This is a genomic window from Streptomyces sp. NBC_00038, assembly GCF_026343635.1.
Lineage (GTDB): Bacteria > Actinomycetota > Actinomycetes > Streptomycetales > Streptomycetaceae > Streptomyces.
The window spans coordinates 8,993,139-9,018,370 of the sequence record NZ_JAPELQ010000001.1 but is presented as its reverse complement, the minus strand read 5'-3'; the positions used below and the strand labels follow the sequence as shown (position 1 = coordinate 9,018,370).

The window sequence follows — 25,232 nt, the reverse complement described above, 5'->3', positions numbered from 1 at the left end:
ATGGCTCTCACTCAGTCGGACATCGACGTCGAGATCAAGGACCGCCAGGACGCGTACGACAAGGCGGTGGCCGGCGGCGGAGTGGTCCTGAACCACGCGCAGCGCGACTACGCCCCGTACCGCAGCTCGGTGCTGCGCCACCCCGAGCAGCCTCTCGTCGCCGTGAGCGGCGGCGACCCGGAGACGGTCGAGCTGTCGGGTCCGGTCTTCGGCGTCACCGACATCACCGAGATCGACAACGACCTCACCCGCCACCACCGGGGCGAGCCGATCGGCGAGCGCATGACCGTCTCGGGCCGGCTGCTCGACCGCGACGGCCGCCCGGTGCGTGGCCAGCTGGTCGAGGTCTGGCAGGCCAACGCCGCCGGCCGTTACGCCCATCTGCGCGAGCAGCATCCGGCACCTCTGGACCCCAACTTCACCGGTGTGGGGCGGACCCTGACGGACGATCAGGGACGGTACGCGTTCACCACGATCAAGCCGGGCCCCTACCCCTGGGGGAACCACACCAACGCGTGGCGGCCCGCACACATCCACTTCTCGGTCTTCGGTACGGCGTTCACCCAGCGGCTCGTGACCCAGATGTACTTCCCGAGCGACCCGCTGTTCCCGTACGACCCGATCCTGAACTCCGTGACGGACACGGCGGCCCGCAACCGCCTGATCGCCACCTACAACCACGACCTCTCGGCGCCCGAGTTCTCGCTCGGCTACGAATGGGACATCGTCCTCGACGGTCCCTCCGCCACCTGGATCGAGGAAGGCCGTTGAGCATGACCGAGCGGTTGCTCCCCACCCCGTCCCACACGATCGGCCCCTTCTACGGGCACGCCCTCCCTTTCCCCGAGGGCGACCGGATCGCGCCCCCGGGTCACCCCGAGGCGATCACCCTGCACGGGTACGTGTTCGACGGCGCGGGCAAGCCGATCCCCGACGCCCTCCTGGACTTCTGGCAGGCGGCGCCCGACGGCTCCCTGACGGGTGCCCCCGGCTCGATGCGCCGCGACCCGTCCACGGGCGGCTTCCTGGGCCGCAACGGCACCGACTTCACCGGCTTCGGGCGGGTCCCCACCGACGCCGACGGGCACTACGCGCTCTCCACGCTGCCTCCGGGCAACGCCGGACAGCCGTACATCAGCGTGTGCGTGTTCGCGCGCGGTCTGACGAACCACCTCTTCACCCGCGCGTACCTCGCCGACGGCGCCGACCCGCTGCTCGACTCGCTCCCGGCCGACCGGCGCGCCACGCTGATCGCGGCCGAGGGCGCGAACCGGACGTACCGTTTCGACATCCGCCTTCAGGGCGAAGGCGAAACGGTCTTCCTGGAGTTCCAGTGACATTCGGTGATTCCGAAGCCCTGCTCGCCCCCGGGTGGGCGGGCTCCCCGGCGTCGGCCGCGACGGGCGACACCGCGTATCTGCAGGGGTTGCTCGACGCGGAGGCCGCGCTGACCCGTGCCCAGGCGTCCCTGGGGCTGGCTCCGGCGGAGGCGGCCGACGCGGTGGACGCGGCCGCCGACGCCTCGCGTTTCGACGTACGCGCGATCGCGCTGCGGGCCCGTGGCGGCGGCAATCCGGTGATCCCGCTGGTCGCGGACCTGACGACGGCGGTCGGCGCGGAGTACGGGGCGTACGTCCACCGGGGTGCGACCAGCCAGGACATCATGGACTCGGCAACCATGCTGGTCGCCGCGCGCACACTGGATCTGGTCCTGGGGGATCTGGACCGTACGGAACGGGCGCTGGCCCGGCTCGCGGCGGAGCACCGGGACACGGTGATGCCGGGCCGGACGCTGACCCAGCACGCGGTGCCGACGACCTTCGGGCTGAAGGCGGCCGGGTGGCGATCGCTTGTCCTTGACGCCAGGGACAGGGTCTCGGTCGTACGGGGGTCGCTGCCCGCCCAACTCGGCGGTGCCGCCGGGACCTTGGCTGCCTTTACCGTGTTCGGCGCGGAGGACACCCAGGCCCTCACCGCCGCATACGCCCGTGAACTCGGCCTCGCCGAGCCCGTGTTGCCCTGGCACACCCTTCGTACGCCGATCGGTGACCTGGCCGGAGCGCTGGCCTTCACGGCGGGGGCGCTGGGCAAGACCGCTGCCGACGTGCTCACGCTCGCCCGTACCGAGATCGCGGAGCTCGCCGAAGGCACCGGCGGCGGTTCGTCCGCCATGCCGCACAAGGCCAATCCCGTGCGGGCCACCCTCATCGCCGCCGGGGCCCGGCGCGCACCGCAGCTCGCGGCCACGCTGTACGGGGCGATGGCGGCCGAGGACGAGCGTCCCGCCGGGGCCTGGCATGCCGAATGGGAGCCGCTGCGGGACCTGCTGCGGCTCGTCGGCGGGGCGGCGCGCGATGCCGTGGAACTGGCCGAGGGGCTACGGGTTAACGCGGACGTCATGCGTGAACACCTCGGCCTCACCCACGGGTTGATCGTCTCCGAGCGGCTGGCCGCCTCGCTCGCTCCCGTGCTCGGGCGGGCCCGTGCCAAGGAGCTGCTGACGGCGACCGCGAAACGGGCCGTCGCCGAGAACCGGCCCCTCCTGGAGTTGCTCGGCGAGGAGCCGGAGCTCAAGGACCTCGATCTCGCGGACCTCACCGACCCCATCCGCTACACGGGCTCCGCGGGAGCCCTCACCGACCGTGCCCTGGAGCGACGTTGACCACGCAGCCGACCTTCCCGAACGGCAAGCTGCCGCACTACCGCGCCGAGGGGCCGGCCAGTGCTCCCCCGCTGCTGCTCGGGCCCTCGCTGGGCACCTCGACCGCCCTGTGGGACAGGGTCGCGCCCGAGCTGTCCGTGACGCATCGGGTCATCCGCTGGGACCTGCCGGGCCACGGCGGCTCCCCGGCCGGCCTGATCGGGCCCGGCGCGACCGTCGGCGACCTGGCCGATCTGGTGCTGGCCCTCGCCGACTCGCTCGGCATCGGCCGATTCGCCTACGCGGGCGTCTCGTTGGGCGGCGCGGTCGGTCTGCACCTGGCCGCGTACCACCCGGAGCGGGTGTCGTCCCTCGCGGTCATCTGCTCCTCGGCCCACTTCAACGGCGCCAAGGCGTGGGAGGAAAGGGCGGCCACCGTTCGCCGCGAGGGGCTTGCCGCACTCGCCGAGACCGCGAACTCCCGCTGGTTCACGCCCGGTTTCACCGTGCCGGAGCTGATCGAGGACCACCGCGCCGCGGATCCGGAGGCGTACGCCGCCTGCTGTGACGCGCTCGCGGCGTTCGACATCCGCGACCGGCTGACGTCGATCGGCGCGCCGACCCTGCTGATCGCCGGCCGCGAGGATCCGGCGACGCCGCCCGCGCATCTGCGGGAGATCGCGGACGCGGTGCCCGGCGCCACCCTCACCGAGATCGCGGGCGCCTCGCATCTGGCACCGGCCGAACGCCCGGAGGCCGTACTCGCCGCGCTGCGCGGGCACTTCGACGGGTACGCGCCGCGCGGCATGGAGGTACGCCGCCAGGTACTCGGCGACACGCACGTGGACCGCGCGCAGGCCCGCCAGACCCCCTTCACCGCCCGTTTCCAGGACTTCATCTCCCGCTACGCCTGGGGCGAGATCTGGACGGATCCGACGCTCGCCCGCCGTGAGCGCAGCATGATCACGCTGACCGCCCTCGTGGCGCACGGCCATTACGACGAACTCGCGATGCACGTCCGTGCGGCCCGGCGCAACGGGCTCACGCCCGAGGAGATCGGCGCGGTCCTGCTCCAGACGGCCGTGTACTGCGGTGTCCCGGCGGCCAACTCGGCGTTCGCGGTGGCCCAGCGGGTGCTGGCCGAGGAGGACGGGGCGGAAGCCTGATCCGCAGCGGCGATTCGGCACGGTAACCCTGCCGAGCGTAGTGACAACTGCACCAGGCACCGGCCCTCGCGCCATGCCTACGCTGGACGGAGATCCTCTGCGAACGGAGCCCCCGTGCCCACTGTCCTGATCACCGGCGCCACCTCCGGCCTGGGCCGTTACGTCGCCTTCGAGCTGGTCCGCTCCGGGTACGTCGTCCTCGCGCACGGTCGCGACGGTGCGCGTACCCGGCAGCTCGTCCAGGAGCTGCGCGCCGAGGGTGGTGAGGCGCAGGGCTTCGTCGCCGACCTGGGCTCCCTGGCACAGGTGCGTGCACTGGGGGCGGAGGTCGCGGCCGCGTATCCGCGCCTCGACGTACTGATCAACAACGCAGGCGTGGGCGGCGGTTCACAGGGTGCGGGCCGTGAGGAGAGCGTCGACGGACACGAACTCCGCCTCGCGGTGAACTACCTCGCCCCGGTGGCGCTGACCCGGGCGCTGCTGCCCGCGCTCCGTGCGGGCGCCCCCTCCCGCATCGTCAACGTCGGCTCCGCCGGCCAGGAACCGCTGGACTTCGACGACCCCGAACTCACCCGGGGCTACAGCGGCGTATCGGCGTACTGCCGCAGCAAGTTCGCGCTCGCGGCGCACACCTTCGCACTCGGCGAGGAGCTGGCGGGAAGCGGTGTCTCGGTGAACGTGCTGCACCCGGCGACCTACATGGACACGGCGATGGTCCGCGAGGCCGGTGTCAGCCCGTGGTCCTCCGTGGCCGACGGTGCCAGGGGTGTACTCGCCCTGGCCACAACGGAGTTGGGCACAGGCGGGTACTTCGACGGTACGAGTCCCTCGCGGGCGCACGAGGAAGCGTACGACCGCGAGGTCCGGAAGCGACTGGAGGCGACCACCGAGCAGCTGCTCGAAGGCCGGTACCCGACGGGCTAGAAACCCTCCAGCGCCCGCTGCGCCTGCGCCACCAACCCGTCCGCTCCGCACGAACGCGCCAGCGTCAGGCCCTTGTTGAGCTCGGACACCGACCTGGCCGCGATGCCGTACTCGACGCGGGCCGCCGCATGTTCGTACTGGCAGGGAGAGGACTCCAGATAGGTGACCGCCTGGGCGGCGAGCCGTACCGCGCGCTGGCCCGACTCCAGGGCGGCCGCACAGCGCAGGGCCTCACCGATGGCCGTGTCCGTGCCGAAGCGCTCGGCCTGGCGGCGGGCGTCGGCGGCCAGGCGGGCGGCGCGCGCCGGGTCCTCCGTGGCGAGGGCGCGGGCGAGGTCGACCGCCCAGGGAGCGAGCACCGTGTTGTGGTGACCGCGTACGGCGGCGGCCTTCTCGGCCGCCTCCAGTTCGTTGATGCCTTCCTTGGCGCGGCCGGCGGCGAGCAGCAGGCGGCCGCGTACGGAGCGGGTGTCCGGGAGGACGATGGTGGACGGGTACGGCGGTGCGAAGCCGTACTCCTCGGCGATCTCCTCGGCCTCCAGGACGTGGCCGCGGGCGAGCAGGGTGTCGATGAGCCCGCAGGTCGCCGACCAGTACAGGGGCAGACCGCGCCCGACCCGTTCGGCGAGGCGCAGTGATTCGCGCTGGTAGGTCTCCGCGTCGGCGAGGCGGCCCCGTCTGCGGTGGGCGAGGCCGAGGTAGGCGTTGGCCAGGGCGAGATGGCCGCCGCTCCAGCCGGCCTTCATGTAGGCGTGCAGGGCCTCGCTGAACAGGCTTTCGGCCCGGTCGAGCCGGTCGCTGTAGGCGTACGCGCTGCCCAGCATCAGGAGGAGTTCGATGCCCCACTCGGTGTCGGTCCAGCCGAGGCCGGGTGCGAGGCGGCCGTTGACGAGGGCGCGGTCGCAGAGTTCCGCGACCTCCTCGGCGTTCTCGCCGCGCGTCATCGCGTCGAAGCCGCGCAGTATGAGCAGCGCGCGCTCGGAGTTGTCGCGGCCGGTGCAGGTCTTGACGAGTTCGGCGAGACCGCTGGAGCGTCCGGAGGTCTGCTCCTCGCCGGCGTGGATGCCCTCCCACATGTAGTGCACGGCCTGGAGCCGCATCCGGGCGGGGCCCGGATCGAGGCGGGCGGCCTCGGTGACGACGGTGCGGACGGCCTCTTCCAACTGGTCGTTGTGGAGGAGCGCTTGAGAGAGGCGGAAGACGGCGTCCACGCGGAGATCGCCTTCGAGACCGGGCCGGTCGAGCGCGGCCTGCAGATGGCCGATCGTCTTGGCGGGCGCGGTCAGGAGCGTGGCGCAGCCCAGTTCGTAGAGCACGCGCGCGTGGACCTCGGAGGGCGGGGGCTCGGCCAGTGCGCGCTCCAGACACCGCCTGGCCGCGTCGGGCGCGCCGACGGCGAGGTGTTCGCGGGCGGCCTCGCGCATCTGCTCGACGAGTTCGGGGTCTTCGTCCGGGTGCACTTCGAGGAGGTGGCGGGACGCGGCGGCGGCGCCGCGCCCGGAGTCGGTGACCGCCCACGCGGCCTGGCCGTGCATCGCGGTGCGCAGCGCGTCCGGGATCGAGCGGTAGACCGCGCTGGCGATGAGCGGGTGCACGAACTCCAGGTCGCCTTCGGCCACCCGGCCGTTCACGGGCTCGGTCTTGGTCAGGATGCGGGCGGCGCCGAGCAGTTCGGCGCAGCGCAGTGCCTCCTCGGCCGGCATTCCGGCGAGGTGGGCGGCGAGGTCGAGGGAGATTCCGGTGCCGAGGATGGCGGCCGCCCAGGCGAACCGCGTGGCGTCGATGCCGAGCCCTTCGAGGCGGGCGACGAGTCCGCGGCCGCGGGCCGAACGGTTCAGGGCGCGCAGCTCGGCGGCCGAGGCCTCGACCGGATCGAGTCCGCTGTCCTGCACCTTGGCGAGCAACTCGACTGTCTCGTACGGGTTGCCGCCGGTGACGGCCCACACCTCACGGCAGAACGGGGCGTCGGCGTGCTCTCCGACGGTGGCTCGGGTCAGCCCTTCGGCGGCCGCGGGTGTCAGCGCGCTCAGGGTGGCGATCGGAGGGGCCGCGGCGGCGATGGTGTCGAGATGACCGGCGCTCACGCCGCTCACACCGCCCGGGCGGCGGGCCACCACGACGAGGACCGACAGGTCGTCGAGGCGCTCGGCGAACGCGGCCAGCCAGCGCAGGGTCTCCTGGTCGGCCCAGTGCGCGTCGTCGATGAGGAGAACGAGCGGCCACTCGCGCTTGGCCAGCCGTCGTACGGCCGCGACCAGGCCGTCGCAGACGCCCTGCGGGTCGGGCTGGCGGTCGCCCGGTTCCGCTATGCCGAGCGCGGGTCCCGCGATGTCGTACCAGTCGCCCAGGTATTCGCGCGCCTCCTCGGACAGCAGCGACACCAGGGCGGGCTGCAGGAGCTGCCGTACGACGTTGAAGGGGACGGACGTGACGGTCTCGCCGCCGCGTGCCGACCACACCGCGCAGCCGTTGCTCTCCGCGATCCGGCGCGCCTCTGCGAGGAGCGAGGTCTTGCCGAGACCCGCGTCGCCGCTGAACACCAGCAGGCTTCCCGGTAAGGCGGAGTCCGCGCACAGGGCGCCGATCGCCTGCTCGAGCGTGGCGACTTCCTCATCGCGCTCCCACAGGGGAGCCGAGGCGGCCACTCCTGGCCGTACCTCCGTCATCCCGCTACCTCCCCAGGTCGCCCAAACGACGTACAGGCAACGAGCCTAGCCCTCCCTGAGCCACCATGTCGGCCGGTCCGGGCAGCTGTTGCCGATACGGGTGACGGCACGGTTCCGAAGGCGACGCGCCGGAGCGCCGACCAGCCGGTGTGAAAGTTATTGACAGTCAACAACCCGTAAATTGAAACTAACTTTCCCAGGTCAGCCCCCGCCACCGGCCGGCACCGCCCGGCCCCGGCACCCCCCGGGAGGAACCGGCATGAGCGCCCCCGCGCACGACTCCGACCTGCGCGCCTCCCCGCGCGGGCACTCCCGCAGGGCCCTGTTCGCGGGCTCCGTGGGCAACTTCATCGAGTGGTACGAGTTCGGGGTCTACGGCTATTTCGCGACGATCATCGCGGCGCGGTTCTTCACGCCCGAGGGCGGCAGCGAGGTCGAGGGACTGGTGAAGACGTACGCGTCCTTCGCACTCGCGTTCTTCTTCCGGCCCGTGGGCGCCGCGCTGTTCGGGCGGCTCGGCGACCGGATCGGGCGCCGTCCGGTGCTGATCCTGGTGATCGTCCTGATGACCGCCGCGACGACCCTGATCGGCATGCTGCCCACATACGCCACCGTCGGCGCCCTCGCCCCGTGGCTGCTCACCTTCCTGCGGGTACTCCAAGGGCTTTCCGCGGGAGGGGAGTTCGGGGGCGCTGTGTCGTTGATGACGGAGTTCGCGCCGCCGGGCCGGCGCGGTCTCTACGGGTCCTGGCAGTCCTTCACGGTGGCACTGGGGCTGCTGGCCGGCGCGGGGATCGCTGCGCTGCTGGCCACGGTGCTCAGCGCTCAGGCGTTGAGCGACTGGGGCTGGCGGCTCCCCTTCCTGCTGACGCTGCCGCTCGGTCTCGGCGCACTCTGGCTGCGGCTGAAGCTGGACGAGACACCGGCCTTCGAACGGGAGCGGCTGCAGGAGCGCCCACCGGTAAGGGAGTTGGTCGGGGCGATCATGCTCGGCGCAGGGCGCGTCATGGGCTGGGCGGCGGCCGGCTACACCTTCCTGGTCGTGCTCCCCTCGTACCTCCAGAGCAGCTTGAACGCCACCTTCCAGCAGGCGCTGCTCGCCACTGTTCTGGCCAACCTCGGCTTCGCGGCCACGATCATCCCGGCGGGCCTGCTCAGCGACCGGATCGGGCGCCGTCCGGTGATGCTCACGGGGGCCGTCCTGGTCACCGTGCTGGCGGTCCCGCTGCTCAACCTCCTTCAGGACAGCGGGACTTCGAACGCGCTGAAGGGTGCGGCCGTGTTCCTGGCGGGCGCGGTGGTGGGGCTGATGGCCGGGCCGGGACCGGCGATGCTCTCCGAGATGTTCCCCACGAGCGTCCGCTACACGGGCCTCGGACTCGCCTACGCCCTGTCCAATGCGGTGTTCTCGGGCTGTGCGGGGCTCATCATCACGGAGACGATCAAACGGACCGGGAGCGTGGACATTCCCGGGTACTACGCGGCGGCGACCTGCGCCGTCAGCGTCTTCGCACTGGCCACGCTCCCCAAGGGGCGCCAGAGGCAAGGGAGTTGAGAGCGTGCGGGTGATCGGCCTGATGTCCGGCACGTCGTACGACGCCATCGACGCGGCGGCCGCCGAGCTGACCCTCGACGAGGACAGCCTCGTCCTGCGGCCGCTCGGGCTCGTCAGCGAGTCGTACGACCCGGAACTGCGCGGCGCGCTGGCGGCGGCGCTGCCTCCGGCCACGATCGGCCTGGCCGAGGTGTGCCGCCTCGACACCCTGATCGGGCAGGCCTTCGCGGCCGCGGCGGTCCGCGCCGACCGCGAACTGTGCGACGGGGGCGCCGAGTTGGTCGCCTCCCACGGCCAGACCGTCTACCACTGGGTGGCGGATGGACGGGTGCACGGGACCCTCCAGCTCGGGCAGCCCGCCTGGATCGCCGAGGCGACGGGGCTGCCGGTGGTCTCCGACTTCCGCCCGCGCGACATCGCCGCCGGTGGCCAGGGCGCGCCCCTGGTCAGCCTGTTCGACCTGCTGTGGCTGCGCGGCAGACCGGGAACGCCGGTGGCACTCAACCTCGGCGGCATCGCGAACCTCACCGCGCCCGACGGCACCGCCTTCGACACGGGGCCCGCGTGCGCGCTCCTCGACGCGGCGGCGCGGGGCTTCAGCGGCGGCCGCCTCGAACACGACGTGGACGGCGCCCTCGCCGCCCGCGGCACCGTCCACGGCCCGCTCCTGAGACGCCTGCTCGCGGAGCCCTACTACGCGCTGCCCGCGCCCAAGACGACCGGCAAGGAGTTGTTCCATTTCGCCTATCTGCGTGACGCGTTGACGGGCTTCGGGACACTCACCGCCGAGGACGTCATCGCGACGCTCACCGCACTCACCGCCCGCACGGTCGCGGACGCGGTGCGCACGGTGCGGGCCACCGAGGTGATCGCCTCCGGCGGCGGCACCCGTAACCCCGTACTCATGGCGATGCTCGGCGCCGAACTCCCCGGGGTCGCGCTGCGCAGCTCCGACGCGCTGGGCGTGGCCTCGACCGCCAAGGAGGCGTACGCCTTCGCCGTGCTGGGGTTTCTGACCGTGCACGGGCTCGCGGGCACCGACCCGGCGAGCACCGGGGCCCGGCATCCCAGCGTGCTCGGCTCGGTCACGCCGGGGCGGGAGGGGCTGCGGCTGCCGTCGCGGCCGGATCGGGCACCGCATCGGCTGGTCCTGAAATGAACCTTGCCCGCCCCCTCTCATCCGTCTTTCACCCACGCCTCATACGGTGGGCCCCATGACGCAGGTGACTCCTCCCGGCTGGTATCCCGACCCCGGGCAGACAGATGACAGTCCCGCCACCGAGCGCTGGTGGGACGGGAAGACATGGACGGACCAGACCCGCCCCGTCGGGTCGGCCGCCGCATGGGGTCCCCCGGTGCACCCACCGGGCGCCGGACCGTATCCGGCCTTTCCGCCGGGTCCGCCGCGACGTGGGCTGCGCACGGGCATAGCGGTCGCCGTGGCGATCGCGGTCCTGGCGGGCATCGGGGGTGGTGTGTACGCGCTGACCAAGGACGACGGCAGCAGCGACACCACCGCCAACTCCCAGGGTCCCGGCGGGCTCCAGGGCGGTACGGGCGGTCCCTCGGGTGCTCCCAGTGGCGCGCCCGGCGGTCCCGGTGGCGGCTCGGGCGGTTCCGGCGGCCAGACCCCGGCGCCGGGTCAGTCCGGGCAGCCGCAGACCGAGGACGGTTTCGCCACCGACGCGGTCAACGGCATCAGCATCCCCGTGCCCGACGGCTGGACCGGCTCGAGCATCTCGGTGGGCGCCGCGGTGACCTCGGACGACTCCTACAAGTGCCCCGGCGACACCACGGCGACCTGTACCGCTGGCGGGCTGTACTCGGCCCCCGCGCTGGCCCTGGAGCTGAAGGCGACCACCGCGGAGGCGGCGGCCAAGGAGGACATCTCCAAGAACGCGGAGGAGTCCTACGGCGGCGCGTCCTACGGCGAGATCACCTCGCACGAGGTGCTCGCCTCCAAGGCGGTCACCGTGGCGGGGCAGAAGGGGTACCTGGTCCGCTGGAAGGCGGTCACCAGCAAGGGCGAGGACGGCTATGTCGAGTCGCTCGCCTTCCCCTCCCCCCTCAGCTCCGGGCAGCTCGTCGTGATCCGCTTCGGCGTCGACGTCAGCGAGAAGCAGGACGTGATCGACACGATCACGAAGGGCATCAAGGTGGCGTCCGCGGCCGGCAGCGGGCAGGGCGTGTAGGGCCTGTCCGGCAGGAGACAGTTCGGCCGGGTGAGGCGCCTCTCCGCTCAAGAGGAACCCCACCCGGCCGGGGGGTGCGCGCCGCCCCCGTCCCCACGGTGCGGCGCGAGCAGGCCGACGTCCGGTCATCCCGCGGACGGCGGCCTGGGTCTCAGGTGAGGCCGAGGGCCGGAATCACGACTGCCTCCACGAATTGTGTGAGATACGCCGCATCCGCGTACTCCCCCTCCAGGACGGGGCGGACCCGCATGACGCCGATGATCTGCGCCGGAATGAACTCGAGCGCCGGGTGATCGGCGGCGATCTCACCACGGTCGACCGCCCGGTCGATCATCTCCTTGAGCGAAGCCACCTCGGGCTCGACGAGCGCTTCACGCAGCGCCCGCTGGAGCTCCTCGTCCGCCATCACGGTGTGGCCGAGGGCCTGGAGCAGCTGGGTGTCCTGGCCCGACCACTCGCCCGCGGCCCGCGCCGCCTCGCGCAGGTCCCCGGCGAGCGAGCCGGTGTCGATACCCATGAACCGAGGGCAGCGGTTGGCGCGCAGCGCCGCCGCCACGAACTGGGGCTTCGTCTTCCACTGGCGGTAGAGCGTGGACTTGCTGCACCGGGTGCTGGCCGCCACGCCCTCCATGGTGAAGGCGTCATAGCCGCACTCGCGGAGCTGCTCGATCACGGCGTCGTAGAACTCCTGCTCACGCTCGGGCGTGATTTTGGAGCGGCGCGAGGCGACGACCGTCTCCGGTCCGTCCGCGGCCTGCGACGTCATGCTCTTCTCCTCGCTCGGTTCGGTTCGACCCGGTTCGTTTCCGGTGGTGCTCTTCACACAGTCTAATCGATACGCCAGTGTACCGATACGGCGGCGTATCGGTACACTGGCGTATCGATGAGCCTTGGACAGGACCCACTCCCGTGTAGAGCGGACCTGTGAGGAGTGGACCTTGTCCTGGGCTCACCACGCACCACCCCGCGCAAGACCGTCAGCAAGGGGGCCGGGGGATGGATTCCCGTACCGAGCCTGCAGAGTCCGAGACAGAACCGGAGCCCGCGTCGGCCATACGCCGCCGGGCGTCGCCGGACGACACCGCCGCACGCCCGCCGCTCCTGCGCGAGCTCCTGCTCGTCGTGGGCCTCTTCCTCGTCTACAAGGTCGGCCGGCAGCTGGCCACCGGCCACACCGCCGAGGCCTTCCGCAACGCGGACCGCGTGTGGGACTGGGAGCGGTCCCTCCACCTGCCCGGCGAAGGCAGCCTGCAGAACGCGATGCTGCACAGCGACACCCTCGTGCACATCGCGAACACCTACTACGCGACCGTCCACTTCCCGGCCACGGTCGCCTTCCTGGTCTGGCTGTACCTGAAGCGCCCGGCCCACTACGTGTGGGCGCGCCGCGTCCTCGCGGTCGTCACCGGCGCCGCCCTGGTCGGACACCTCTTCTTCCCCCTCGCACCGCCGCGCCTGCTGAAGGCCGCGGGTCTCGTGGACACGGGGCAGGCGTACGGGCCCACGGTGTACGGGGCGCATCCCGCGACCGACGCGGTGGCGAACCAGTTCGCGGCGATGCCGTCGCTGCACTTCGGCTGGGCCCTGATGGTCGCGATCGGCCTGATCGCCGCGACCCGCTCCCGGTGGCGCTGGCTGTGGCTGCTGCATCCGCTGATCACGCTGGTGGTGATCGTCGGTACGGCGAACCACTACTGGCTCGACGCGATCGTGGCCGCCGCGCTGCTCGGGATCGCCCTCGCGGTGATCCACCTGCCGCACCGGACGACGACAACGGCGGGGCGCGCCCAGGAACGTGCCGACGACTCCGTACGGGACATACCGGAGCTCGTGGGAGCCGGCCGATGAACGCCACGGCCGCCGCCATCGTCCTGTCCCTGTTCTCGGCCGTCGCGTACGCCGCCGCGGCCGTGGCCCAGGAGCGGCTCGCCTCCCGCAGTTCCGACTCGGGCATGCTGCGTCTGCTGGGCAGCGGGGCCTGGTGGTGGTCCGTCGCGCTCAACGCGTCCGCGGCGCTGCTGCACGTGGCCGCGCTCAAGTACGGCACCCTCACGCTGGTTCAGCCGCTCGGCGCGCTCACCCTGGTGGCCGCGGTGCCGCTGGGTGCGCGGGTCGCCGGGCGGCGGGTCAGCGCGGTCGAGTGGCGCGGCACCGCGCTCACCCTGATCGGCCTCGCGGCGCTGCTCGTGACGGCGTCCGGGCCCGCGCCCGACGACGTGCTGAGCGTGCCGCAGGCGCTGGCCGTCGCCGGCACGACCGCCGTACTGATCGGCGCTCTCGCGCGACGGGGCACCCGGCCCGGGCTGCGGCACGCGACCGCCTCGGGCTTCGCCTCCGGTGTCGCCTCGGCGCTCACGCAGACGGTGACGGTGGCCGCGACGGACCGCTCGGACTCGCTGCTCAGTGCCCAAGTGATCGTGGTGGCCGTGCTGGTGGCGGCCTTCGCGGCGGGCGGACTGCTCCTGTCGCAGACCGCGTACCGCGGCGGTCTCGGCGCACCCCTGGCCGTCGTGACACTCGCCAATCCGCTGGCCGCCGCCGTGATCGGCCTGTCCCTGCTCGGCGAACGCCTTCAGGGCGGCGCGGCGGGCGTACTGCTGGCTCTCATGGGAGCCGGGGTCGCGGCGTGGGGCGTGGTGACGCTGTCGCGGTCGGCGCCCGAGCTCGTCCTCGCGTCCATGGCCGACGACCACCCGGTCCGGGCGGTCCTGTCTGTCGACGACCACCCGGTCGCCGCGGTGCTGGCGCTGGAGCCCGAGTCGGCGGCGTACGAACCCTCGTTGATGCCCCAGCAACCGAACCCGGGGCATTTGACCGCCCACTAGAACCGCCATGGGAAAGGGCGGCCGCGGAGTGTCCGCGGCCGCCCTTTCCCATGGTGTCGTGTCAGCCGAGCCCGCGGGAGTCCTGCTTGAGGGCCGTGTCGACGGTCAGAGCCGTCGCCACGACCAGGCTCAGCAGGGGTTCGGGGAGCTGGTAGTGGATCTGCAGGACGTAGTTGTCCGCGGTGGTGAACATCGTCTTGGCCAGGCCTTCCCAGGTCTTGGTGATCCGGGCGACCTCGTTGTCCGACTGGTCGACGATCGCGAAGTTCCAGGCGCGCCAGTTCTCCGCCTTGATCGCGCCGACCTGCTGACCGTTGGCGTTGATCGCGAAGTTGATCTTCCCGATCATGTTCTGCTGGACGATCTCGCCGACGGGCGAACCGTCCGGACGCGCCACGAGCACCCGCGACTTCAGGAACTTCGCGGGGCGTGTCAGCAGCAGTTGCGGCTGGCCGTACGCGTCACGGATCTCCAGCTTGTGGGTCATGAACTGGTCGATGCTGGCGACGAAGCGGAGGATCTTCTTCAGCGCGCTCTGTCCGACCTGGACGACCGAACCGAGCTGGTTGCCCTGCTGGTCCATGACCTTGTACTCGTTGGTCAGCTCGATGAGCTTGGCCTTCTGGTTGACCACCAGGACCGGCTCGGTGAACAGGGTGCCGCCGCCCGCGCCGTTCGCCGCGACCCCGGCCTGCTGCTGCACCTGACGCTGCACGCGCGGGTCGGGACCCGCGGCGGGCTGCGTCGGCGCGTACGCCTGCTGGGTCTGATGCGGTACCTGCTGCGCGGGCTGGGCCTGCTGGTCCGCATTCGTGTGCTGCGTCCATTGAGAGCCGTCCCAGTAGCGCTGTGTCTGGGGCGCCCCGTTCGGATCCGGGTACCAGCCTGCAGGTGTGTTCGAATGCGTGGTCACCGGGGCACACTACCGCGAGATGGCTTGAAAGCAACCAGCAGTTGGGCAGTCATCAGCCGCTCCCTCAGACGGTCACGATCGCCGGGTCGCTCACGCCCGGCAGGCCGTTCTCCACATGTCCGGCGAACCGGCGCAGGAAGCTCGCGTCCGTGGCCGACACGACGGTCAGGTCGTACCAACGCTTGCTCGCCCGCAGGTCGAAGGTGTGCTTCACGGTCGCGCCCGCCCGCACCTTGAACGACTTCGACGGGCCGCCGTAGCCGCTGCTCACCTTCAGCTCGACCGTGCCGGAGCCCTTGTTGGTGAGGGTCAGCTCGACGTTGCCGCCCGTGTGGCGCGCGGTGACCTCGGGTCCCGCCTTCCTGCCGGAACCCTTGAACGTGCGCAGGAAACCGTTCGGGCCGTGCACCGTCAGGTCGTACGCGCCGTTCGAGTACGCCGAGTTCCAGGTGTCCGAGACCTTCCTGCCCGCCTCGGCCGTGTAGGTCCAGGGGCCGTCGGTGCGGTTGCCGGAGGTGACGAGGAAGGCGGCGCCCGCCTTGGCGCCCGAGCCGAAGGTGAGCGTGAACGTGCCGGCCGCCGCGTCCGCCGAACCGTCCACGAGGGGGGCGTACTTGAGCGGGCGGGCCGGGCGCGTGCCGCGCTCCTGCTTGGGCAGGGCGGGGTTCGCGGGCGGGGTCGGCACATAGTCGGGGTGGCGGTCGCCGTCCGGCGGCTCGTAGCCGTCGGTGTCGGGCAGCGCGACCGGCTTGGTGTCCTTGCGTGCGAAGTCGAAGGCCGAGCTGAGGTCGCCGCTGATCGCGCGCCGCCAGGGCGAGATGTTGGGCTCGTGCACGCCGAAGCGGCGCTCCATGAACTGGATGATGGACGTGTGGTCGAGCGTCTCGGAGCAGACGTAACCACCCTTGCTCCAGGGCGAGACGACGAGCATCGGCACCCGCTGGCCCATCCCGTACGGACCGGCCGTGCGGCTCGCGTCACCCGCGTAGAGGTCCGGGCCGACCTCGACCGTGGACTTGCCCTGCGCGGCGGACTGCGGCGGGAACGGCGGTACGAGGTGGTCGAAGAAGCCGTCGTTCTCGTCGTACGTGATGAACAGCGCCGTCTTGCCCCACACCTCGGGGTCGGAGGTGAGCGCGTCCAGGACCTGGGAGATGTACCAAGCACCGTAGTTCGCGGGCCAGTTGGGGTGCTCGGTGAAGGCCTCGGGCGCGACGATCCAGGAGATCTTCGGCAGCTTCTTGCCCTTGACGTCGGCCTTCAGCTGGTCGAAGAAGCCCTCGCCCTTGCGGGCGTCGGTGCCCGTGCGGGCCTTGTCGTAGAGCGGGTCGCCGGGCTCGGCGTTGCGGTACTTGTTGAAGTACAGCAGCGAGTTGTCGCCGTAGTTGCCCCGGTAGGCGTCGGGGATCCAGCCCCAGGAGCCGTTCGCGTCCAGGCCGTCGCCGACGTCCTGGTAGATCTTCCAGGAGACGCCGGCCACTTCGAGGCGCTCGGGGTACGTCGTCCAGTCGTAGCCGACCTCGTCGTTGCCGAGGACCGGGCCGCCGCCGGTGCCGTCGTTGCCGGTGTAGCCCGTCCACATGTAGTAGCGGTTCGGGTCGGTGGAGCCGATGAACGAGCAGTGGTAGGCGTCGCAGATGGTGAACGCGTCGGCGAGCGCGTAGTGGAACGGGATGTCCTCACGCGTCAGGTACGCCATCGTCGTCGACGACTTGTTGGGCACCCACTTGTCGTACTTGCCCTTGTTGAAGGCGGCGTGCCCGTCGCTCCAGCCGTGCGGGAGGTCCTGGATGAACTGCAGGCCCAGGTCGTCGGCGTCGGGCCGGAAGGGGAGCACGTCCTTGGTGCCGTCCGACTGGTACCAGACCGACTTGTCGCCCGAGGTCGTGGCCGGAACCGGGTCGCCGAAGCCGCGGACGCCCCTGAGCGAGCCGAAGTAGTGGTCGAAAGAACGGTTCTCCTGCATCAGGACGACGATGTGCTCGACATCGTCGATCGTGCCGGAACCGTGGTGCGCGGGCAGCGCGGCGGCGCGCTCGATGCTGTTGGACAACGCGGTGAACGCCGCGGTGCCGCCGGCCAGCTGGAGGAAGCGGCGCCGATTCACTTGAGGCATGGGTGGTTGACCTCTGTCCTGACGGGGCGCGTATCGCCCGATGCTGATGGAACCTGCGCGAAGGGAGTTTTGCAGGCACACCAAACGTCAGGAAAGGGTCGGGTGTCGCTGATGTGAAAGTCGGCGGTACGGGAGATGCTCGGCGACTGCCGTTTCCTGAGAGGCTCCTGGGGCACGGCTTTTTGAGCGGTGTCGGCAGGTGCCGTGGCATCGCGTTCGGCCGCCCGGGTCCGACCTGTCAAAGGCGGGGCGCACACCTGTCGAATCTGCTGCAATGGTCTCTCCAGCCCGTCCCGGACCTGCCGACGCCAAAGGCCGGCCAGAGGTGGGCGACATGCGGCGGGGGGTCGCGGGGTGCCGTATCACGGGGGGCGGGGGAAGCGGCCGGGGAGCGCGTGGGCGCCTCTCGAACTGCCGTTGACTCCCGGGATGACCGGTCACGCGGCCTGGTCCTCGGGTCTGCGCGCCCTCGGCTTCCGGCACACCGCTGAACTGCTCGGCGCCTGGGGCGTACGCCCCGGGTTCAAGGTGCTCGACGGACTCTGGTTCCGCGGTCGCGGCATGACGTGGCTGCGCGTCGACGAGGCCTACGTCGAGGCGCAACGGGAGCACTGGCGGCGCGAAGGTGGCCCGCAGCGGGCGAAGGCGACGGCCCTGCTCGACCGGGCGGCGGAAATCCTGGGCACCGACCCGATGGGCCTGCGCCGCGTCGTCGTCCACGAACTGGTGCTGCTGCTCCAGGACCACCCCGACGGAATCAGCGTCCCGGCCGCCGTGGAACTGGGCGTGGACAAGGACGAGGCGGCGGAGCTGGTCGCCGCCGTGACCGCGTGCCTGAAGCCGGCCGGGCGGCTCGACGGGGAGGCGGCCGGGAGTATCCACGAGGCCCTGACCGGTCGGCAGCTGTGCCGGGCGGAACGGTACGCGGCCCGGCTGGCCGGAGTCGTGGCCGACCCGGAGCTGCGCGCACTGCTGGCGTCCGTGGCCGAACTGCGCGCCGGCACCGACGAGGCACTGGCCCGGGCGGACGCACTGCACCGGAAGGGCGAATACCGGCAGGCGGCCACCGGCTATCTGGTCACGGCCCGGTACGCCGTCGACGAACCGAGGGCGCTGACCGGTCTGCTGCGGAGCGCGGAGGCCGGGGCACCCGTGGCCCCGGGCCTCCTTCCGGTCCGCGCGGAGGCCGGACACGACGGCGTGACGGTCACCTGGAACGCCGCCACCGACCAGGGCGGGACCATCCTCTACCGGGTTCTGCGCCACCCACCGGGCAAGCCGCACCGGCACACCGAGGTCGGCGTGCCCGGCGCCGCGACCCAGGTGACCGACACGGCCGCCGTACCCGGCAGCAGGGTGCGCTACGCGATACTCCCGCTGCGCGACGGACGGATCGCCGGGCGGCCCCGGATCAGCGACCCGCTGCTGGTCGCCCCGGAGGTGCGTGAACTCACGCTGTCCGCCGGGCGGCCCGGCGTCAGCGCCACCTGGCGGGCTCCCGCCGCGGCGGTGGCGATCCGCGCGCTGCGCGAACACGACGACGGCGAAACCGAAGTGACGTGCCGTCAGGACGGTTTCGAGGACGGGCCGTTGGAGCCCGGAACCTACTCCTATGAGATCCACTGCGAGTACCCGGGGTCCGACCGGCGGACCGTCCGCTCCCCGGGCGTGACCGCCCGCGTGGAGGTCGAGGAGTGGCCCCGGCCGGTCGAGTCGCTGACCGGCGAGCAGCACACCGCGACCGGTCCGGTACGGCTCAGCTGGATTCCGCCGGCCCGGGGCGAGGTCCTGCTGGTGCCGTGGAAGGGGCCGCCGCCCGAGCCCGGCGCCGAACTGCCGGACGGCTTCACCGCGAAGCTGCCCCAGCCGCCCCTGTCCTCTCCCCTGCTCGAACCGGCGGCGGGCACCTCGGTGCGGATCACCGCGGTGACGGTGCTCGGCAGCCACGCCGTCGCGGGCCCCAGTGTGCTGGTCGAGGCCCAGACCCCGGTCCGTGGCATGACCGCCGAGCGCGGCCCGGACGACACGGTGCGGCTCGGCTTCGAGTGGCCCGATCCGGCCCCCGTGGTGCTCGTGGGATGGCGGCAGAGCGGTGTGGCCCGGGAGCGTCGGGTGACCCGCAGCGCCTATCTGCGGGAGGGGCTGAGCCTGGCCGCGAACGGCGAGGCGCTCGACGTGGCCGTGGCGCCGCTGCCCTCCGACGACGCGGAGTTCGTGATCTCCGGGGAGGGGCACATACGGGTGCCGTCCCGGATACGGCTCTCCTACCGGCTGGTCAAGCCGGGCTGGCGGGCCGGGGCGCGACGCCTGGTCGAGGTGCGGGCCGAACTGCCCGGCGCCGCACCCGGCGCGACCGACTGCCCGGACTTCCTGCTGGTCGGCCGGGAGAGCATCGCCCCACTGCATCCGCGGCACGGCATCGAGGAACTGCGCCTGACCGGCGACCGGTTGGCCGCCGGAGAGCCGGTGCGCGCCGAGATCGACCTGCGCGGCCGGACCAAGCCCTATCTGCTGCGCGGCTTTCTGCTCGGAGCCGGCGCTCCCGCCGCGCAACTGGACCATCCGCCGGCCGACACACTGGTGGTGCGCTGACATGACGACCATCGTCTGCCCCTACTGCTTCACCTCCGACCGCGCCTCCAAGCTGGCGTACCGCTGCCTGATGGCGCGCACCGGTGTGCGCGGTGCGGCACCCTGCGCGCCCGAGCCCGACGCCACGTGGGCGGCCTTCACCGGTGCCCCGGCCTCCGGGCCCGCCGCCCAGCGAGGTCCCTGCTTCGACGCACCGCGCGGCCTGCGCACCGGGCGCGGGCGCGCGCCCTGCCCCGCGTGCGGTGTGGGCACCCCCGTACGGGTCTGCCGCAACTGCCACAACGACCTGCCCAGCGACTACTGCGACCAGAGCAGCCGGATCATCGCCCTCATCGGCCCGAAGAGCGCGGGAAAGAGCACCTATGTCACCGTGCTCGCCCACGAGTTGCGCAACAGGGTGGGCCGGGAGTTCAACGCGGCCCTGGCCAGCATGGGCAGCGCGACACAGCAGCGGTACCGGGTCATGGAGGACGACCTCTACCACCGGCTGCTGCTGCCCGGGCCCACCCAGCCGGCCGCCATGCGCTTCAACGACCCGCTGATATTCCGGCTGAGCACACCTCGGCACGGAGTGGGCGGTCTGCGCGACGGCAGCAGGCACACCGCCCTGGTGTTCTTCGACGCTGCCGGTGAGGACCTGGCCAGTGCCGAGGCCATGGACCGCTACACCGCCTATCTGGCCGCGGCCGACGGCGTCATCCTGCTGGTGGACCCGCTGCAGTTGCGGACCGTACGGGAACAACTGCCGGAACTGGCAGGGCAGTTGCCGCCGGTGGAGACCGCCCCCGAGCAGATCGCCGCCGACCTCGCGGCCCAGTTGCGCGGCCGCCGCAGAGGCGAGGGCAAGGGCAAGGTCACCACCCCGCTGGCGGTGGCGATCACCAAGAGCGACGTCCTGCGCGCCTGGCTGCCGCACGGCTCGGCCCTGGGCCGTCCGGCCGTCCGTACGGGAGCCCTGGACGACAGCGACCGGGTCGCCGTGGACCAGGACGCCCGTGCACTCCTCGACGAGTGGGACGGCGGGGTGCTCTATCGCCAACTCGACCGGGACTTCGCCGAGTTCTCACTCTTCTGCCTCTCCGCCCTTGGCTCACCGCCGCCCGCCGAATCGCCCTCGGACGCCCCGAAGTCGGGGCCCCGGCCACTGCGCGTCGAGGATCCACTGCTGTGGCTGCTCGGCAGGCGCGGCCTGCTTCCCGTCCGCACGGCACGTACCGCCCGGAAGGGACGTGAGCCCCGATGACGCTCCGTCAACTGCACTACACCTCCGCCCCGCCCGGCCCCGACGGCTCCGGCTTCCGCTTCACCGCCACGAGCCCGGACACCGACCCCGCACTGCTCCGGCTGGCCGAACCACTCCTGGGCTACGAACCGCCGCGCGACTCCCCGGCCCGGCCGACCGAGGCCGAACTGCCCGCCTTTCCCGTCGCGTTCGGCTTCAGCCTGCTGCCCGACGGCACCGGGGTGCTCAGCCGTACGCGCTACACCGGCGCGGACTACAGCGGCCGCTACGGCAACTTCCACGCGCACGCCCTGCTGGTTCCGCCGGGAGCCGGTCTGCCGGGCGGGATGCTGCCCATCGCGGCCTGGGAGTCGCCGGACTGGCGGACCGTCACACCGGTGGACGGTGCGCCGCCGCTGGCGGCGGTGAGCCCCGGCGACCGGATCGGACGGCAGCAGCTCACGGCCTTCGCCCGGCGCCGGGCCGAACGCCTCGCACCGTTCCTGTCCGACGTGCGGCGGCTGTTCGAGGACGAGCGGGCACCCACCCTGGTGATGGTCGAGGAGGGCGCGGAGGAAGTCGCCCTGTGGGTCGCCCTGGCCTGTGCGGCGCTGCCGCCCGCATACGCGCCGACGCTGACCTTCACCACGTACACCCGTCGCCCCTACCTCGCCGAGCAGCAGATCGTGGGGGTGCTCGCGGACGCCGAATTCGGGTACGCCTCGGCCGACCTGGGCCACCAGTTCCGCTTCCACCACTGCCTCGGCGGCACGTCCAGCGATCCCCGCACCGCGCCCTGGGCGGCGGTGGCCGCCCGCGTCTGGCTGGCGGGCCGGCCCGACCTCCTGGTCCGGGCGGCGGCCGACGCGCCCTTCGACGCGGAGGTACTCGCGTCCCGCGCGCTGTACGAGGGCATCCCCCTGGAGGCGGCCGGCCGTGCCGCCGGCACCGCGTGGGCCCTGCGCCACGCGGACCGGCAGGACGAAACCTTCTGGCAGCGTTTCCTGGAGACCCTGCTCACCGAGGACACCGACGGCACCGGCACCGACGCGCTGCCCGGGCTGCTGGACGCCCTCGCGGCTCAGTGGCCGCCCGAGGTCACCGAACCCCTCGCGCGCGACACGGTGCGCGCCGCGATCGACGGCCGGGGCGCGGTGCCCAGCAGTCTCCACTCGGCGCTGACCCCGGAGGCCTGTGTCGAGCTGGCCCGGGAGCTGGGTCCCCGGCTCACCGTCCTGCTCGCCGATCCGCACGTACCGACCGAGCGGCTCCTCACCCTGCTGAGCCTGGGCGAAACGCTGGCCACCCACCTCGTCGGACACCCGCCGCCGGCCGCGCCGGGGGTGCGGCTGGCCGACCATCTGCTGGCGCGCGCCGCGGACGGCGCCCCCGGATCCGGGCCGTCCGCCCGCGAAGTGGCGGCCGCGGTGTCCGGGCACGGGTCGCGGGGCGTACGCGGCGCCCTGCTCGACCGCCTCAACGACGTGGCCCTGTCCGGCGACCCGATCCCGGTGGTACCCGTACTGGCCGGCCTGGACGCCACGCTGGACCCGGCCGAGCTGGCCGACTATCCCCACCTGCGCGCGGCCGCGGCCGCCGGACGCGGGACGCGGGATCCCGACAGCGGACTGCGGATGATGAACCGGCTGATCCGGGAGGCGAAGTGGCAGGAGACCGCCGATCCCTCCGTCCTGCGGACCGCGTTCCTGCTGACCTGGCCCGGGCGGCGGCCCTCGATGGACGACGCGCTGATGCTCCTTGCCCAGACCCCGCCGGATCTGCTGACGGCCAGCGGTCTCGATCACCAACTGGCCCGCACCGCGCTCGCCGCCGACGCCGCCGACCCGGACGCCCCAGAGGTGGCACGGGCCCTGCTGTCCGCCCTGCCACCGGGCCTCGGGCTGACCGAACCACGCGTGCGTGACGGGCTGAACCTGCTGCTGCACGCCGAGGACATCCGCACCGGCCACGCCGAGCGCGGCTTCACCGCGTACGCCATCGCGCTGCGCGACCGGGCCCGCCCGCTGGACGACAGCCTCGAACGCAGGCTGGCCCGCGGTCTGGTGGCCCGCATCCTCAGCGGTGCCACCCCCGAGAGTTCCGTCCGTCCGGGCGTGGCCGGGACGATGCTGCGGGACGAGCTGGAGCAGCTCGTGCGCTTCGGCGACGAGGGCTTGATGGACACGTACGAGGCAGAGGCCCGGAGTTCGGTGACCCTTGACCGGCTGCAGCGCGACCCGTCACATCTGGCCGCCCTGTTCATCGCGTGGAACAGCTTCGGCGACTTCAACCCTGCCTGGGACCGCGTCCGGCTCCGCCTGCTCGACCAGTTCCTGAAACCGGCCGTACGCAGACTGCCGGAACCCCATCTGTCGGCGGCCGAGTCGGAGCTGACCGATGTGAGCAGCACCTGGGCCGAGCGGTGGCGGGACTGGTACCGGCCGGGCCTGGCCCGCCGGTGGGGGCGCCGTCGCGGGTCCGGAGCAGGCGGCGCCCGCCCCTCGAAGGGCTGGCGCGACGCGGGCCCCGGCACGGTGGAGACACAACCGGGAGCGGAGGAACACTGATGTCCTTGAGCGATCTCTTCTCCGGCTCCCCCTGGGTGTCCGCCCTCGTCGTCCTGCTCTTCATACAGTCGCCGGTCATCGTCTGGAACCTGCTGCGTTCCGCGCCCGTCGCGTACGCGCAGTACGTCACGGTGACCGGCAAGAACCTGGGTCCATGGCGGCCCGGGACCTACGACCCCCGCGTGCGGCCGCCCGGCGGAGCCGAACCCGCCTACCGGGCCTATTGGGCACAGCAGGCGTGGACGGACGCCGTCAGCGCCACGGCGATGGGCGCGACCGACATCTGGCGGCGCGTGGTGGACGTATGGATGAAGGACCGGGTCCGCTCGATGTGGAACCTCTACCGGAAGCCGTACGGAAGGCGGGAGACGTGGGAGGTGCTCTTCCTGCGGTTCTTCAGCGTCGGCGTCGCCCTGGGCGCGCTCCTCGGCAGCCTCGCCGCCGCCGCGACCGCCGTCGCCACGACGCTGGTGTTCGGGGTACTGCTCTGCACCGGCTGTGCCGCACTGGTCCTGGCGGCTCTGTGCGTGCGCGGCATCGACACGGGCAGGCTCGTCGTGGGGCGGATCCGGATGAAGTGCCCCCACCCGGGGTGCTATCACTCCGTGGCGCTCCCCGTGTACCGGTGTCCCGGCTGCCGCCATCCGCACAGTTCGCTGCGGCCCGGCCGCTACGGCGTCCTGCGCCGCGTCTGCGAGTGCGGCCAGGTGCTCCGCACCAGCTTCCTCACCGGGCGGCACCGGCTCGACGCCGAGTGCCCCGAGTGCTCCCTCCCGCTCCCGGACGGCCTCGGCTCGGCCCGGCTCGTCCATGTGCCGCTGATCGGCGGCACCTCCTCCGGCAAGTCGATGCTGCTGCAGGCGATGGTCGCCGGGCTGCTCGCGCGAATGAAGGGCGGGGAGCTCTCGGTCCGCTTCGCCCGGGACGCGGACCGCCGGGAGTACGAGCGCGACGCGGCCCAGCTCGCAGCCGGCGGCGGCATCGGCAAGACCACGGCCGTCCAGCCGACCGCGGTCATGCTGTACGTCGGGAAGCGCTACCGCAAGCGGCTGCTGTACCTGTACGACCCCCGGGGCGAGAACCTGGAATCCCCCCAGCGGCTGCGCGAGCAGGAGTATCTCGCCCATGCCGACGCCCTCGTACTGGTCGTGGACGCGCTCGCGGACCCCTCGGTGTACGCCGGACTGCCCCCCGACGAACGTACGCGGGCCGATCTGGCCTCCCCTTCGGCGGAGAGCCCGATGCACACCTACGAACGGCTCTCCGGTGAACTGGCCGCCATGTCGGGGCGCCGCCGGCGTACTCCGGTGGCGGTCGTGGTGACCAAGAAGGACGTGCTCCACCGACTGGACTCACTGCCGACGCTGACGGACGGCGTCGACGGCTGGCTGCGGGCCGTGGGGCTGGAGAATCTGGTCCGCGGCCTCGAACACGACTTCGGGGCCTGTCGGTTCACCGCGCTGAGCGCGCAGGACGCCGTCGGCACGCAGCCCCACGCGGCCGAACGGCGGCATGCGGCGGAGCCGGTCCTGTGGCTTCTGCGCCGTACCGGACTGCGGATCAAGAAAGCGCGCCCGGCGGTTGCTTCCGGTCGGATTCCGCCACGGCCGACAAGGGATCCGGGTGTTGCCGAAAGCTCCTGACGGCAGCTCAGAGCCACGAGTATCTTCGATGAGGCAGCCCGGAAACGGGCGAGTCTGCGGAGGGGGAGCCGGAGATGACGCAGGTGCCCACCCACGTGTGCCGGCAGCGCCGCGTGATTCTCGGGATGTTCGCGGTGTCGGTGGCTGCCGTCCTGCTGCTCCCCCTGGGCGCCCTGGTCCTCGCTCTCACGAGCGGATAGCCGATCGGAC

The 25,232-nt window shown here is 72.2% G+C and carries 19 protein-coding genes; 15 read left to right on the top strand and 4 right to left on the bottom strand.

Annotation, left to right across the window (positions count from 1 at the left end; translation table 11 throughout):
• From pcaH to OG219_RS40375, 5 genes are all read left to right on the top strand, one after another.
• A complete protein-coding gene (gene pcaH / locus OG219_RS40395) occupies positions 1-771 on the top strand; it encodes a protocatechuate 3,4-dioxygenase subunit beta (protein WP_266835272.1) in 771 nt (256 codons plus the stop codon).
• A 2-nt stretch (positions 772-773) separates the two neighbouring features.
• Positions 774-1,337, top strand: a complete 564-nt coding sequence (pcaG, locus tag OG219_RS40390) for a protocatechuate 3,4-dioxygenase subunit alpha (protein WP_266835270.1) — start codon at positions 774-776, stop codon at positions 1,335-1,337.
• Complete coding sequence (gene pcaB / locus OG219_RS40385) at positions 1,334-2,662, top strand: 3-carboxy-cis,cis-muconate cycloisomerase (RefSeq protein ID WP_266835268.1); 1,329 nt, start codon at positions 1,334-1,336, stop codon at positions 2,660-2,662. The genes pcaG and pcaB overlap by 4 nt, the downstream gene beginning before the upstream one ends.
• Entirely contained in the window at positions 2,659-3,807 is a 1,149-nt protein-coding gene (gene pcaD, locus OG219_RS40380; protein WP_266835266.1) for a 3-oxoadipate enol-lactonase, read from the top strand. Before pcaB ends, pcaD begins: the two co-directional genes overlap by 4 nt.
• Before the next feature lie 114 nt (positions 3,808-3,921).
• The gene (locus OG219_RS40375) at positions 3,922-4,731 is read left to right on the top strand and encodes an SDR family NAD(P)-dependent oxidoreductase (RefSeq protein ID WP_266835264.1); all 810 of its coding nucleotides are present in this window, start codon (positions 3,922-3,924) and stop codon (positions 4,729-4,731) included.
• Here OG219_RS40375 and OG219_RS40370 read toward each other — a convergent pair.
• Positions 4,728-7,397: an AAA family ATPase gene (locus OG219_RS40370; protein WP_266835263.1), complete on the bottom strand. Its 2,670-nt coding sequence runs from the start codon at positions 7,395-7,397 to the stop codon at positions 4,728-4,730. The two genes, OG219_RS40375 and OG219_RS40370, sit on opposite strands and share 4 nt — an antisense overlap.
• 259 nt (positions 7,398-7,656) lie before the next feature.
• Here OG219_RS40370 and OG219_RS40365 point away from each other — a divergent pair, with 259 nt between their 5' ends.
• The 3 genes from OG219_RS40365 to OG219_RS40355 are packed head-to-tail and all read left to right on the top strand — an operon-like array spanning position 7,657 to position 11,144.
• A complete protein-coding gene (locus OG219_RS40365; RefSeq protein WP_266835261.1) occupies positions 7,657-8,952 on the top strand; it encodes an MFS transporter in 1,296 nt (431 codons plus the stop codon).
• A 4-nt stretch (positions 8,953-8,956) separates the two neighbouring features.
• Positions 8,957-10,111: an anhydro-N-acetylmuramic acid kinase gene (locus OG219_RS40360; protein ID WP_266835259.1), complete on the top strand. Its 1,155-nt coding sequence runs from the start codon at positions 8,957-8,959 to the stop codon at positions 10,109-10,111.
• A gap of 55 nt (positions 10,112-10,166) precedes the next feature.
• The gene (locus OG219_RS40355) at positions 10,167-11,144 is read left to right on the top strand and encodes a DUF2510 domain-containing protein (protein WP_266835257.1); all 978 of its coding nucleotides are present in this window, start codon (positions 10,167-10,169) and stop codon (positions 11,142-11,144) included.
• Positions 11,145-11,295: 151 nt separating this feature from the next.
• On the opposite strand, the gene OG219_RS40350 is transcribed toward OG219_RS40355, so the two are convergent.
• A complete protein-coding gene (locus tag OG219_RS40350; RefSeq protein WP_266835255.1) occupies positions 11,296-11,910 on the bottom strand; it encodes a TetR/AcrR family transcriptional regulator in 615 nt (204 codons plus the stop codon).
• Between the two features lie 230 nt (positions 11,911-12,140).
• Between OG219_RS40350 and OG219_RS40345 the strand changes: the two genes are divergently transcribed.
• Complete coding sequence (locus OG219_RS40345) at positions 12,141-12,992, top strand: phosphatase PAP2 family protein (protein ID WP_266835253.1); 852 nt, start codon at positions 12,141-12,143, stop codon at positions 12,990-12,992.
• On the top strand, positions 12,989-13,969 hold the full coding sequence (locus tag OG219_RS40340) for a DMT family transporter (protein WP_266835251.1): 981 nt from the start codon (positions 12,989-12,991) through the stop codon (positions 13,967-13,969). Before OG219_RS40345 ends, OG219_RS40340 begins: the two co-directional genes overlap by 4 nt.
• A 61-nt stretch (positions 13,970-14,030) precedes the next feature.
• Here OG219_RS40340 and OG219_RS40335 read toward each other — a convergent pair whose 3' ends face one another.
• Positions 14,031-14,882 (bottom strand): phospholipid scramblase-related protein, encoded by an 852-nt coding sequence (locus OG219_RS40335; protein ID WP_266835249.1) that lies wholly within the window; start codon positions 14,880-14,882, stop codon positions 14,031-14,033.
• A gap of 64 nt (positions 14,883-14,946) precedes the next feature.
• Complete coding sequence (locus OG219_RS40330) at positions 14,947-16,998, bottom strand: phosphocholine-specific phospholipase C (protein ID WP_266835247.1); 2,052 nt, start codon at positions 16,996-16,998, stop codon at positions 14,947-14,949.
• A gap of 429 nt (positions 16,999-17,427) precedes the next feature.
• Between OG219_RS40330 and OG219_RS40325 the strand changes: the two genes are divergently transcribed.
• The 5 genes from OG219_RS40325 (at position 17,428) to OG219_RS40305 (ending at position 25,222) form a co-directional block, all read left to right on the top strand.
• Positions 17,428-19,590 (top strand): hypothetical protein, encoded by a 2,163-nt coding sequence (locus OG219_RS40325; protein ID WP_266835245.1) that lies wholly within the window; start codon positions 17,428-17,430, stop codon positions 19,588-19,590.
• 1 nt (position 19,591) lies between these two features.
• Positions 19,592-20,833: a hypothetical protein gene (locus OG219_RS40320; protein WP_266835243.1), complete on the top strand. Its 1,242-nt coding sequence runs from the start codon at positions 19,592-19,594 to the stop codon at positions 20,831-20,833.
• A complete protein-coding gene (locus OG219_RS40315) occupies positions 20,830-23,379 on the top strand; it encodes a GTPase-associated protein 1-related protein (protein ID WP_266835241.1) in 2,550 nt (849 codons plus the stop codon). The genes OG219_RS40320 and OG219_RS40315 overlap by 4 nt, the downstream gene beginning before the upstream one ends.
• Entirely contained in the window at positions 23,379-25,022 is a 1,644-nt protein-coding gene (locus OG219_RS40310; RefSeq protein WP_266835239.1) for a hypothetical protein, read from the top strand. The genes OG219_RS40315 and OG219_RS40310 overlap by 1 nt, the downstream gene beginning before the upstream one ends.
• A gap of 74 nt (positions 25,023-25,096) precedes the next feature.
• Positions 25,097-25,222, top strand: coding sequence for a hypothetical protein (locus OG219_RS40305; RefSeq protein ID WP_266835237.1), 126 nt, complete (start codon positions 25,097-25,099; stop codon positions 25,220-25,222).
• The last annotated feature ends 10 nt before the right edge of the window (positions 25,223-25,232 follow it).

What these genes read in the sequence shown, in the direction of transcription:
- OG219_RS40340 (WP_266835251.1), top strand. Translation starts at nt 12,989, where the DNA reads ATGAACGCCACGGCCGCCGCCATCGTCCTGTCCCTGTTCTCGGCCGTC.
- OG219_RS40315 (WP_266835241.1), top strand. Translation starts at nt 20,830, where the DNA reads ATGACGCTCCGTCAACTGCACTACACCTCCGCCCCGCCCGGCCCCGAC.
- OG219_RS40325 (WP_266835245.1), top strand. Translation starts at nt 17,428, where the DNA reads ATGACCGGTCACGCGGCCTGGTCCTCGGGTCTGCGCGCCCTCGGCTTC.
- pcaG (WP_266835270.1), top strand. Translation starts at nt 774, where the DNA reads ATGACCGAGCGGTTGCTCCCCACCCCGTCCCACACGATCGGCCCCTTC.
- OG219_RS40310 (WP_266835239.1), top strand. Translation starts at nt 23,379, where the DNA reads ATGTCCTTGAGCGATCTCTTCTCCGGCTCCCCCTGGGTGTCCGCCCTC.
- pcaH (WP_266835272.1), top strand. Translation starts at nt 1, where the DNA reads ATGGCTCTCACTCAGTCGGACATCGACGTCGAGATCAAGGACCGCCAG.
- OG219_RS40345 (WP_266835253.1), top strand. Translation starts at nt 12,141, where the DNA reads ATGGATTCCCGTACCGAGCCTGCAGAGTCCGAGACAGAACCGGAGCCC.
- OG219_RS40365 (WP_266835261.1), top strand. Translation starts at nt 7,657, where the DNA reads ATGAGCGCCCCCGCGCACGACTCCGACCTGCGCGCCTCCCCGCGCGGG.
- OG219_RS40355 (WP_266835257.1), top strand. Translation starts at nt 10,167, where the DNA reads ATGACGCAGGTGACTCCTCCCGGCTGGTATCCCGACCCCGGGCAGACA.
- OG219_RS40320 (WP_266835243.1), top strand. Translation starts at nt 19,592, where the DNA reads ATGACGACCATCGTCTGCCCCTACTGCTTCACCTCCGACCGCGCCTCC.
- OG219_RS40370 (WP_266835263.1), bottom strand. Translation starts at nt 7,397, where the DNA reads ATGACGGAGGTACGGCCAGGAGTGGCCGCCTCGGCTCCCCTGTGGGAG.
- OG219_RS40350 (WP_266835255.1), bottom strand. Translation starts at nt 11,910, where the DNA reads ATGACGTCGCAGGCCGCGGACGGACCGGAGACGGTCGTCGCCTCGCGC.
- OG219_RS40330 (WP_266835247.1), bottom strand. Translation starts at nt 16,998, where the DNA reads ATGCCTCAAGTGAATCGGCGCCGCTTCCTCCAGCTGGCCGGCGGCACC.
- OG219_RS40305 (WP_266835237.1), top strand. Translation starts at nt 25,097, where the DNA reads ATGACGCAGGTGCCCACCCACGTGTGCCGGCAGCGCCGCGTGATTCTC.